The 13,014-nt window shown below is 35.4% G+C and carries 7 protein-coding genes; 1 reads left to right on the forward strand and 6 read right to left on the reverse strand.

Annotated features, from left to right (window positions below):
• Positions 1 to 323 precede the first annotated feature (323 nt).
• Positions 324 to 2,195 (forward strand): alpha-amylase family protein, encoded by a 1,872-nt coding sequence (locus LUU93_RS17690; RefSeq protein WP_232682491.1) that lies wholly within the window; start codon positions 324 to 326, stop codon positions 2,193 to 2,195.
• Between the two features lie 112 nt (positions 2,196 to 2,307).
• Here LUU93_RS17690 and LUU93_RS17695 read toward each other — a convergent pair whose 3' ends face one another.
• From LUU93_RS17695 to LUU93_RS17720, 6 genes are all read right to left on the reverse strand, one after another.
• On the reverse strand, positions 2,308 to 3,891 hold the full coding sequence (locus LUU93_RS17695; protein WP_232682492.1) for an alpha-glucosidase: 1,584 nt from the start codon (positions 3,889 to 3,891) through the stop codon (positions 2,308 to 2,310).
• Between the two features lie 208 nt (positions 3,892 to 4,099).
• Positions 4,100 to 5,821, reverse strand: a complete 1,722-nt coding sequence (locus tag LUU93_RS17700) for a glycoside hydrolase family protein (protein WP_232682493.1) — start codon at positions 5,819 to 5,821, stop codon at positions 4,100 to 4,102.
• 16 nt (positions 5,822 to 5,837) lie between these two features.
• On the reverse strand, positions 5,838 to 7,124 hold the full coding sequence (locus LUU93_RS17705) for an MFS transporter (protein ID WP_232682494.1): 1,287 nt from the start codon (positions 7,122 to 7,124) through the stop codon (positions 5,838 to 5,840).
• Positions 7,124 to 8,182 carry a glycoside hydrolase family 130 protein gene (locus LUU93_RS17710; RefSeq protein ID WP_232682495.1) on the reverse strand — a complete coding sequence of 353 codons (1,059 nt, stop codon included), beginning with the start codon at positions 8,180 to 8,182 and terminating at the stop codon, positions 7,124 to 7,126. Before LUU93_RS17710 ends, LUU93_RS17705 begins: the two co-directional genes overlap by 1 nt.
• A gap of 183 nt (positions 8,183 to 8,365) precedes the next feature.
• Entirely contained in the window at positions 8,366 to 9,913 is a 1,548-nt protein-coding gene (locus tag LUU93_RS17715) for a RagB/SusD family nutrient uptake outer membrane protein (protein WP_232682496.1), read from the reverse strand.
• 10 nt (positions 9,914 to 9,923) lie between these two features.
• A complete protein-coding gene (locus LUU93_RS17720; protein WP_232682497.1) occupies positions 9,924 to 13,007 on the reverse strand; it encodes a SusC/RagA family TonB-linked outer membrane protein in 3,084 nt (1,027 codons plus the stop codon).
• Positions 13,008 to 13,014 lie beyond the last annotated feature (7 nt).

The raw sequence follows: 13,014 nt of genomic DNA on the forward strand, positions 1-13,014 counted from the left end.
TAGAACCTTAGATTGTTATTAGCATTAATTTATCTTTTTAGGTTCAGAGGTTCAAAGATACAAAAGGTACAAAGGTTCAAAGTGGCAAAGGTTCAAAGTTTTTTATGATTTTAAAACCTTTGTCCCTTTGAACCTTTGTCCCTTTGAACCTCATTTGAATTTATCAACAAAACCATGAACTCTCACGTTGTAGTTAACGATTTCGTTATTGCAAAATGATAAATTGAAATGACATTCTTTAGAGTTATAAAAAATAGACTAAATTTAGGAATTGGATTTAGGTTTCTAATTCCGAAAAACAGATATGTTTAGATTTAAAAACTATGATAAAAAGTAAATTTATTGCTGCGGGAATGGCCGCAGCGATGTTGTTTTCGGGCTGCAAGACAAAAGATTTAAAAATGAGTGAAGTAAAGGAAGAAAATTCAAAAGATCATAAAATTGTTGTTTACCAAGTTTTTACCCGTTTATTTGGGAATAAAAACAAAACGAATAAACCGTGGGGAACTATTGAAGAAAACGGGGTTGGAAAGTTTAATGATTTTACAGATAAAGCGCTTCACGAAATAAAAGATTTAGGTGTAACTTATATTTGGTATACAGGCGTGCCGCATCATGCTTTAGTTCATGATTATACAGCTTACGGAATTTCAAATGATGATCCAGAAGTGGTAAAAGGCCGTGCGGGTTCACCGTATGCTGTAAAAGATTATTATAATGTAAACCCTGATTTAGCTGTAAATCCGGCAAACAGATTGCAGGAATTTGAGGCTTTAATTGCGCGTACTCATAAAGCGGGTTTAAAATTAATTATCGACATAGTTCCGAATCATATTGCGCGTAAATATGAAGGAAAAAATAATCCTGAAGGTGTAAAAGATTTTGGTGCAGATGATGATGTAACTGCCGAATATAAACGGGATAATAATTTCTACTATATTCCAAATGTGCATTTTGAAATTCCCGATGGAGATATTCCGTTAAACGGAGAAAAAAATGCTCTTGTTGATGGTGTTTTTGATGAAAACCCTGCAAAGTGGACAGGAAATGGTTCCCGAAAAGTAAAACCAGATCAAAATGACTGGTACGAAACAGTAAAAGTAAATTACGGTGTTCGCCCAGATGGTTCAAAAGATTTTCCTGAACTTCCGGCTGGTTTTGATCAAAAATCATATCAGGAGCATTTTGCATTTTGGCAGGATAAAGACGTTCCAGATTCGTGGAAGAAATTTAAATCAATAACTTTATACTGGACAGCAAAAGGTGTTGACGGCTTCCGTTATGATATGGCCGAAATGGTTCCATACGAATTTTGGAGTTATATGAATTCTGCAATTAAAATGAAAAATCCTGATGCTTTTTTATTGGCAGAAGTTTATAATCCAAAGGAATACAGAAATTACATTCGTCTAGGAAAAATGGATTATTTGTATGATAAAGTAGAAACGTATGATAAACTGAAAGATGTTATTCGCGGAAAATCTTCTCCGGATGGATTATCTGATATTCAAAAAGGAATGGCGGATATCGAGCATCATATGCTTCATTTTCTTGACAATCATGACGAACAGCGTTTAGCTTCTCCAGAATTTGCCGGAACGCCGGAACGAGGTAAACCTTTAATGGTGGTTTCGACAACTTTAAGTACATCGCCAACAATGGTTTATTTTGGACAGGAGGTAGGAGAGGCCGGAAATGAAAATGCAGGTTTCGGAACTCGTTCGAGAACTTCTATTTTCGATTATATTGGGGTTCCAAATCATCAAAAATGGATGAACGAAGGAAAATTTGACGGCGGACAATTATCTGATTCTGAAAAAAGTCTTCGCGATTTTTATAAAAGATTATTGAATTTTTCTATAAAAAGCCCGGCTTTGATGGGAAGTTTTCAGGAAATTCAATCTGTAAACCGCCAAAATAATGTAGGTTATGATGAATCAATTTATTCTTATGTTCGTTGGTCAGAAAATCAAAAACTGATTATAATTGCTAATTTTTCATCTGAAAAAACTAGTACGTTTAATTTGAAAATTCCATCTGATGTTATTTTAAAATGGAATTTAAAAGATGGTGAATATGTGCTTACGGATCAATTGTATTTGGATAAGAAAAACATTTTGACTGTACAAAACGGAGAAGGGACTATTATAGTTGAAATAGCGCCTTCAGAATCATTTATTTTTGAATTGAAATAGTCGACAATTAAACAGTTAGATTTGTTAGTCCTGCAAGGTTTTCGAAACCTTGTAGGTATGGTTCTAAAATAGTTAAGACCTACAAGGTTTCGAAAACCTTGCAGGATGAAAACTAATTTTTATAAATAATATAACTATTTGGTTTTAACTCTTTTTGACCTAATAATATTTTCGCATCCTTTGGTAGTGTTATTACTTTTTTTATACCAAAATTAATTACAACAGTAATTTTCTCATTTTCAAAAGATCGTGTAAATGAAATTTGATCTCCATTAAGTTCCAGATTATCATAGCTGCCATATTGCAAAACTTTTTCTTTATTTCGTAAAGCAGTCAATTTTTTATAGCTGTTAAGAATAGATTTTTTTTGAATTTTTAAAGCAGTTACATTTATTTCTTTATAATCAGGATTGATTTTAATCCAGGTTTTTTCTGTTGAAAATCCTGCAAATGCTTCTGCATTCCATTGCATTGGGCTTCGTGATTTATCGCGATTGTGTTCGTTTCCTTCAAGAAGTGCTTCTTTGTCGTTTTTACCTTGTGCAATTGCCAATTGATAATGGGTTTTACCTTGTATATCGACCATTTCGTTTATGTTTTGGGCGATAATATTATGCATACCAATTTCTTCGCCATAGTAAATAAACGGAACTCCTTTTGCAGTAAGTATTAAAGCAGCAAGGGCAGTAGCTCTGTCTTTATTTCCGTCAGCCAGTCTGTCAATCATTCTGGGCATATCATGGCTTCCAAAAAACAAAGTAGGATAGTTACTCATGTTTTTTTCCATACTTTGCAATTCATCAAAAATACGCTGAGCCGAAAATTCTTTGATACTTCCAAAATTGAAATTAAAAACAACATCCAATAAATCTTGCGATTGATATTGTTTTAAAACCTCGATTTTATCGCTTCCAATTTCTCCTACAATAAAACGGTTATCGTATTCATTTACGGTCGATTTTATAATTTTCATGGCATCTTTTACGCCTTCCTGATCAATGTCGTTTAGATGTTCCTGCTGCCCGTTTTTTATCGGATTATCTTTTGTAATGCCATTTGTAGTCAGGAAATTGATTACATCTAACCTGAAACCGTCTACACCTGCATCAAGCCAAAAACGAAGTATTTTTTGAACCTCTGCAACTACTTTTGGATTTGACCAGTTCAAATCGGCCATTCTTTTATCAAACTTATGATAGTAATATTGATTGGTTGCGGTATCTTTTTCCCACGCAGTACCTCCAAAAAAAGATTCCCAATTATTCGGTTCATCTTTCCAGATATAATAATCCCGATACGGATTATCCTTTGATTTTCTCGATTCCTGAAACCATTTACAATCTGTAGAAGTATGATTTAAAACCATATCGATGATGACTTTTATTCCTCTTTTATGAGCTTCATTCAAAAAAATGTCAAAATCGGCTTTAGTACCATACGTTGGGTCTACTTCATAATAATTGGCAATATCATAACCGTTATCCACTTTTGGCGAAGTCAGAAAAGGTGTAAGCCAAATGCCTTTTATTCCTAATTCTTTTAGATAATCTAATTTTTTAGTCATTCCTTTAAAATCACCATATCCATCTCCGTTGCTGTCCGCATAACTTGGCATATAGATTTGATAAAAAACAGATTCTTTCCACCATTTTTTGTCAGCTGTATTTTGTGCGGTGGCTAGATTTATGTTTAGCATTATTAGAAAAATGAATATATAATTTAAGGTATTAGATTTCATAGTATTATTGTCCATTTAATTATCCTCATTTTTGTCATTCCGAGGAACGAGGAATCGCACCAGAAACTCCGCAAAGAAATGTCGCCAATCTTTGTCGAGTGTCGTGTGTGATTCCTCGTTCCTCGGAATGACAAGATTGTGTATAAAACTAAACCGAAAAGGGTTCTTATTTTTTGTCTTGCGATTTATAATCTACCACAATACCATCAACTAACATTTTTGAACCTTCATAACTCACTTTTCCGCCAGAAGGGACTTGTACAATTACAGCAGCACTTAATGGATCCATTTTTATTTTAGCAGATGAAGAAACATTTTTGGCTACAAAACTTCCCGAAACGGTATTGTATAAATCTACTTTTGCGCCTTTTTCAACTTTTATAGTTACTGTTTTACTTGCAGAATATGGATTATAATATAGATAAGAAGGATATGCTTTGTCACTATAAAAATCGGTTGCTAATAAATTTAGTTGTAATATTCCGGTAACATTGGTTTCACTGATAATGCTTCCAAAAATACCAACGTGACCACTGCCGTAAACACTAAACTGAGATTCTTTTGGATTTTCGCCAGGAACCCAAAGCGGACCGTCGCCTTGTGCTACAGGGCCTTTTAGGTTTTCATATTCTTTATAACTAGATTGTTTTATAATGCCTTCGTAACCAATAACACCTTTTGAAACTTCAACCAATTCAGGTATTGTTTCATGTTCATCGGGCATATACTGCGGATAGAAAAAACGAGAAGCATTGGCAGCATTCAACATCCATTTTCCTATTGATACAGCATACGACTGATCGTATCTTACCATTGGTATAAGCGGCCAGGCAGCATCATAAGTGTTCATTAAAAAGCCGTATCCGCCGTGATCTACCGTACTTCCATAAACGCCCGAAATATCAATACCATTCCAGTTTCCTACTAATGATCCCCAGCCTTCACGACAAATTGGTGTTCCGTCAAAAGTCCAGTTCAGCATTTTGTTTGTATCATATTTTGTTTCTTGTTCGGCATTAATTCTTGCAGCTAAATAAGCTCCAAAAGGCATTAAAACTTCATAAGTAGGGTTTTTAGGTTGCGATTCTAATGCTGCTAATGCACTTTTAGCTCCTTTTAAGTATTTGGCATCGCCAAATTTTTTATAGGCCATATACAATACCCACGCATGTCCTGCCGCAGCGTCTGGCTGTACACAGATGTTGTTTGTCATGGGCTTCATTTTGTTATAATCAAAATAGGAGTATTCGTAATTGCCATTTAAAATTACATCGGCCTCATAAAATTTATCTGCAATGCTTCTCGCTATTTCCGTAAAACCGGGTTCGTTAGGATATTTGTCATAAATGGCATAAAACAAAAGATTTGGATATACATCATACCACCAATCACGGCCATAACCTCCGCCCAGTAAAGCGACTTCCGGGCAGGTATTATTCATCATAATATTCCAGTTGGTGTCTTTGTTGAAATAGTTTTTCAACATGCCAACATAGTTTAGGTTTTGCGAGTTGTTTTTGTCTATCCCTACTAATGTAGCTCCAAGTGTAGCACCCATTGTCGCCAGGGCTTCATGAAACATTCCTTTATTGTTATTTTGGCCTTGTCGTACATCTGCTACAGCAGTATATAATCCAACAACTGTTTGAGGGTAATTTTTCTTGCTGTCATCCATCCAGACCATTGGCCAAAATTTACCTTTAGCATTAAAATCGTAAACTGTTTTATCAAAATCTAAAGCCAGTTTTTTATAATCAATAATTTTTAATGGCTGTGGTAAATCAGGCATTTGTGCTACACGGGGTATGTTTTGCTGTTTTACTTGTGCAGCTGCTGTTAAACTTAAAACTAACAGACACGAAGTGCTTATTTTTATAAATGTATTCATTTTGTTCTTTTTTAATTTAAAGCAGTCTTGCCGCTGCTGCTTCTAATACTTTAGGTTCTGTTTCTTCATCTGGTGAAAGTTCAAGACCTTGTTTGATGATTTTTTTGCTGATGTAAATGGAACATAACTGCAATAATGCGATAATACCAATGGCATATCTTAAAGCAAAATCTTCAGATACAACAAAATACAAGGTTAAGAATGTTCCGGCGCCTAAAAGCCTTCCAAGGTATAAACCGGCTTCATGGTTTAAGATATAGGCAAACTCACCTCTTTTTTCGATTTTAGAAACAATGTCAATTACTTTTAACTGAATAGGGAAGTAGGCTAAATCCATTAAAGGTTTTGCTATAAGCAGTAATAATAAAAAGATTATTACGCCCATTTTGTTAAAAAGGAAACCATTTAAACATGCGCCTAAAGCAAATAGAATTAATCCAACTGAAAATGTTTTAATTCTGTCTGATGGTTTAGAAAAACGGCCTATGAAATAAATAATAATTGCGGCTAAAACAGCTCCAATGGATTGTGCTTTTCCTAATGCGCCTTCTTCTCCCAATATTTTAAAAATAAGCATGGCGGGAGCGGTAACTAAAAACCCTTGTGCCAAACCTTTGAAGGCTGCAAGTGATAACAGTTTGTACCAAAGCGGATGAAATTTGAAAAATATATATTGCTTTTGAACGGGATTTACAAATTGACCTCTATAACAAACCACCGAAGCAATAATGGTAATTACGAAAACAACAGCAGTTATAATTTCATAAGCCTGATGTTTTTGATCTTCGCCTATTTTTGACTGTATAAACAAGCCGATTGCTGCAGGTATTGCAATGGCAATTATGGTATAAATAAAAGTTTCTAATCCGTAATAATAATTTCGGTTGTTATCATTTGTTATGGACAAAGCCAGATAATCGCGATTTGACCAATACAAACCAAATGAAAGTCCCATAGTAATCCCGGCAACACCAATTCCGATTAAATCAAGTGTTTTTAAGGACATCATTATAATCATCGAAACTCCGCTGAGCATCATCCCGATTGAATATAATTTTTTGATATTGATATGTTTCAACAGGAAGCCATTTAATAAAAATGTAAGCGGAATCCCGGTATAAATTGCCAATTGATAGATAACTACTTTTGAGGTATCATTAGAGTTTCGCATAATATAAGCGGCAACAAATATATCGATAACCGGTAGTACTAATGCATAGACTAAGTTGGTGAAAATAAGAATACGAAAATTATGGGTCTGGCTTTTAAAATGATCAATTTCTGATATAAGTTTTTTAAACATTAGCTATTTTTTAAAAGTAAAAGGATTTCTTTAATCGAAAATTGAGCACCGCATACAAATTCATCTGATGCGCCATAATACATGGTAAGTGTGTCTCCGTCTGGCTCTACAATATGACCGTTGGTGAATACTACGTTTCCAAAAAATCCGCTTAATTCATACTCTGTCGTAGGGACCATAATAGGTTCAATAGTTCTTGCAATTACTTTTGAAGGATCTTTTAAATCCATTAAAAAAGCACCCAGACAGTATTGATGATTTTCATTGGCTCCGTGATAAATTTCGAGCCATCCTTTTTCTGTTTTTATTGGAGCGGCTCCGGCACCAACCCTTTTACTGTCCCAAAGTCCTTTTCTTGTTTTTATTATACATTGGTGATTTCCCCAATGAATACCATCTGGAGACGAGGCGATCCAGATATAATTACCACCAATATCTACACTGCTTGGGCGGTGTAAGGCATAAAATAATCCGTTTATTTTTTCTTCAAAAATGGCACAGTCTTTATTATGCGCGGGTAATATCATACCATGTTTAGTGAAGTTTTTCCAATCGGTTGTCGTACGTAAACCAACGCCAACACCATTATCTGATACTGAAGTAAAAGTTAAATAGTAAGTTCCTTCGATTTCGGCTACGCGGCAGTCCTCTATACCAAAAGTTTCTAACATACCTTCTCCAACAAGTGACGGATAATTTTCTGGTTCATAAAAATTATGCCCGTCTTCGCTGCATAATAAGCGTAAATGAGATAATGTTGTTAGATAATCTACTCCTTTATAATTGATTACTCTGGCATCAGTTGCTATTAATTCAGGATCATTTTTTGCTATTTCAATAATTTGAATAGAACCGGTTTCAGTCAATATCGGAAAAGAAATAATATTATCCTTTTGTTTTGGTCTTTCGGCAACACGTACTGCCAGCCAGGTTTTATTTTCATATTGAAATACTCCCGGGTTTAATAAACAGGTAATTTCTAATCCTTCTCTGCTTGCAGGAATATCTACAGGTGATAAGAGCGGATTATCTGTAAAACGTTTTGCTATATCTTTCATGATTTTTAGTTTTATTTTATCGTTTTTAATAGCCTCCAGCTTTAGCTGGAGGTTGAATAATTGATAATAAATTCGGCTTTAGCCAAAATAATTAAGGTGTTTTTGGCTAAAGCCGAATTCTCATTTCCTTTTAAGATCTCCAGCTAAAGCTGGAGGCAATTTAAAATTAGACATAGATTTATCCTAATACCCAGGATTTTGTGTTAAAAGTCCTGCTGAGGCATCTACTTCAGATTGCGGAATTGGATACAGCATATGTTTGTCTAAGAAAATTTTTCCGTGAGCAGTCATTACTTCTTTAGCAATTCCCCATCTTTTTAAATCGGGCATTCTTTGATTTTCAAAACCTAACTCGGCTCTTCTTTCAGAAATTAACCAGGCTTTTACAACAGCTTTATTTCCAGAATTTGGCCTGTCTGGTAATGTTCCTGCAGGAGGAGGAGGGCCAACTGTAGTAACTGGCATCGTTTCGGGCGGATTAGTTGTAGAATTAGGATCTATAACTCTAACCGTAACGGTTGTTACTGTATTTCTGGCTCTTGCTCTAATTTGGTTTATAATATCAATAGCGCCTGAATAATTACCAGTTTCATTAAGTGCTTCTGCTTTCCAAAGTAAAACATCAGCATAGCGAATGAAAACTTTATTGTTTGGAGCATCGTCATCGCCTTTGTTTCCTCCGTCTGTAGTTCCTAAAAGTTTATTAACCCATTGTTCAGAAGTATTTACGGTATATAATTTTCTAGGATCATTAGGTTCAAATGAGGCTAAGAAATCAGTGCTTGGAGCAAAAAATCCCCATCCAAGAGGCGCACAAATTCCGTTTCCTTTTCTCGGATCTGCTTGCTTAACGTGGTTATAAGAAAAAATTACCTCATTGTCTGCATACTCCTTATTCATATTAAAGTTATCAAAATAATTTGCATCAAGGCTATAAAAACCTGTTGTTTCTAATTCTGATACTAAAGTAGTTACACCAGCCCAGTCTTTATTGTACAATGCCGTTTTAGCCAAAAGTGCAATAACTGCTCCTTTAGAGACTCTCCATTTTTCTGTACTTGAGGAATATTTTGTGTTTGGCAAAAGTGTTTTTGCTGTTTCTAAATCGGTTTTAATCTGGCTCCATACGGTTTCTTTTGGCGCTCTTACGGCTTTATCAAAAGCTTCCTGATATGTTTTTATAGGAGCAAGAATTAAAGGGACATCACCAAAATTTGTTACCAATGAAAAATAATAGTACGAGCGTAAAAAATAAGCTTCGCCCAGTAATTGATTTTTTCTTTGGGTAGAAATTCCTGTAAGCGATTCAATGTCTGGATTTAATAAAAAATTCAATGCAATGTTAGTTCTTTTGATGCCTTCATAATTGTATTTCCACAATCCGTTAGGACCTCCATTTGTCGAAGTAAAAGTAAAATTATTGATTTCATCCATCCAGGGCTGATCGCCGTCTGGAGACCATTTTTTTTCCATATCATCAGATGCGATATCATCAATAATAATATCATTTTGAAACACTAAACCTCCATTCCAATCCCATTCGGCCAGTTGGTTTAATTTATTTGATAACATATCGTAAGAAGAGGTTACAGAACTTTCTACAGAGGTTAAAGTAGGCTTAGAATTTGCCTGTTCCATAGTTTGCGCCCCTATAGGATCTGTGGTAAGTTCATCTTCGCAGCTTGTTAAGGCCAGCGCAATTAGTATCGCTGTTATATATTTATATTTCATGATTCGATTATTAAATTTTAAATTTTAAACCTATAAGTATTGTACTAGATTGAGGATAAGTACCCTGATCTATAAAAGAAGTCGATTCTGGATCTAATCCAGTATACTTCGTAAAAGTCAATAAGTTTTGTCCGGATAGATACAACCTTAAATACGTATCGCCAATTATTTTAGGGTCAAACGTATATCCAATTTCAAGATTTTTTAATCGCAGGTAAGAAGCATCTTCTACAAAAACACTTGAAACCTGACTTCCGCCGTTATCATTTAGTGTGTTACGAGGAATTGTGCTGCTTGTGCCTTCGCCATTCCAAGCGTTTAATACTGAAGTGGTAGAATTAAAAGGACGGCTGTCGTAATCTAAAATTTGTTTTAAATCATTGTAACGATCTACACCTGAAACGCCTTGGAAAAGAAACGACATATCAAATCTTTTATATTCGGCATTAAATGAAAAGCCGTAAGTTATTTTAGGAATCGGGCTTCCTATAAATGTTCTGTCATCAGCATTAATTTGTCCATCTCCGTTTAAATCTTTAAACTTAATATCGCCCGGTTTTGCATTGTTTGAATTTGAGTATAATGTAGAATTTATTTCTGCCTGATTTTGATAAATCCCATCGAATTTCAATCCATAATAGGAACTAATAGGCTGTCCCACTACAGTTTTAGTATGGGTTTTATCATCTGTAATCTCAGAAACATATTGCTGCAATTGTTCTACATTATTTTTTAAAGTAGCAATGTTTCCGCTGATGCCGTATTTAAATTCGTGGTCGTTGTTTTGAAAGTTAGTTCCAAATTCAAAACCTTTATTAGTTACAATACCGGCATTAACATAGGTTTTGTTGATTTGGCCAACCGTTGCAGACGGCAGCCCTACGGCTAGTAAAATATCATTGGTTGTTTTATCAAAATAATCGACGGTGAAAGTCAGTTTATTTTCTAATACTCCTAAGTCAAGACCAAAGTTGGTTTGCGTAGTCGTTTCCCATTTTAGGTCAGGATTACCGTAACGAACCACATTTATGATTCCGCCAGTTTCGGTAACAAGGGTTTCATAGGCATTATTAGGGATTTCCTGATTACCAGATTGTCCCCAGCTCGCTCTCCATTTTAGGTTAGAAACCCATTTTGTGTTTTCCATGAATTTTTCTCTGGACATAACCCATCCTCCGGAAACAGAAGGGAAAACCCCCCATTTGTTATTAGGTCCAAAACGAGAAGAACCATCGGCTCTTATTGTACCTGAAGCTAGGTATTTATTATCGTACGCATAATTTGCAGAGGCAAAAAAGGAAATAAGATTCCAGCTTTGTGCAGATCCTGAACTGTTTTTATTGACATCACTTCCGTAATCCAAATAACGGAAAGGATCTGTCGTATTGTTATAATTTGTTCTGCTTCCACCTACTGCAGACTGGTCGAAACTAACCGTTTCTTCCCCTAATAATGCATTGATACTGTGTTTCTCGGCAAGGTTTTTTGTATAGTTTAAAGTATTGGTAAACGTAAAAGTTGTGGCTTCGCCCCTGTTTTCGTTTAAGCTAGAAGGTTTATTTTGTCTGCCTTGTCCCGGATATAACTCATTTGGGTCGTTGTCATTATCATCTCCATAATTTTCGCCAAAAGCTTTATTGTGGTCAAAAGTGATTTCGGCACCAAAATTACTTCTGAATTTTAATGACTTATCAGCCAGAAAAGCATATTCTGCATAAACATTTCCAAAGGTTTTAAAGGCAGATCGTACATCATCTGTATAATTAACTATTGCAATAGGATTAGAGGTCAGCTCATAATTTCGGCTCCATCCGCCATTAGGATTGTTATTTAAGTAAAAAGGAAGATCAGTATAAGGATCGTCTTGTTTGTACGTTGGATCGTTTACATCTTTATAAACCCCTAAAACAGATGGGCGCAGTAAAGCGTGTCTAATTACTCCGGGAGAATCTCCGCTAGAAGACATTTTATCCTGCCTGCTGCTTGTAATTTGAAAGTTTGTACCCACTTTTAAGCGTTCTGTAATTTCGGTATTGATATTTGCCCTAAAATTGATACGTCTGTAAGTATCTTTATCGCCCAGCACAATACCATCTTGACCAAAGTAACCGCCGGAAATTAAATATTGTGTTTTATCAGTGCCTCCGCTGGCCGAAATTTGGAAATTGTCTGTTCTTCCTGCACCAAATAATTCCTTTAACCAGTTTGTGTTTGATAAAGCAATACCGTTTACTTGTCCGTTAGTTCTGTCGATTTGATAAGGGCTTATGGCATTAGCAGGATTATTGTTAGAATTATGCCAAGCCTGATCCATTACAGTTAAATACTGATTTGCGTTTAACATTTTTGGAAGGTTAGTAGCATAACTAGTTCCTCCATAATATTCTACATCAATATTTGCTTTTCCTTTTGCACCGCTTTTGGTAGTAAGAATAACAACCCCGCCCGAAGATCTTGATCCGTATATAGCAGTGGCAGCAGCATCTTTTAATACTGTCATCGATTTTACATCAGACATATTCAGGAATGAAATATCGCGGGTAGCAACACCGTCTACAACATAAAGTACTTCGTTGTTACCAAGTGTACCTTCACCTCTAATACGTATTTTAAGTCCGTCACCGGGAGCACCGGTATTAGCCGAAACCGAAACACCGGCAACTTGTCCTTGCAGCGCCTGCCCAACATCTGATACTTTTGTTTTAGCTAATTCGCTCATATCTACAGTTGTGACAGCACCTGTTATGACCGATTTTTTTTCACTTGTATATCCTACAATAACAACCTCATTCAAAGTATTTGAATCTGCTGTCAGGGTAACATTTATTTCCTTTCTGCCAGATACAGCTATTTCCTGGGTTTGATATCCCATATAGCTAAAAATCAGGACAGCATCAGGACCCGCATTCGTAATGATATAATTACCATCAAGATCGGTTATGGCATAGTTAGAAGTTCCTTTTACATTGATATTAGCTTGTGGCATTGGCCCATCAATATCAGAAACCACACCTTTTACGGTCTGAGCATTCATAATGCTTCCCAGCATAATTATTCCAAACAGGAACAAATTATAAATATGTTTTTTCATCATAAGATAG

It is taken from the genome of Flavobacterium soyae (genome assembly GCF_021245985.1).
GTDB classification, from domain to species: Bacteria; Bacteroidota; Bacteroidia; order Flavobacteriales; family Flavobacteriaceae; genus Flavobacterium; species Flavobacterium soyae.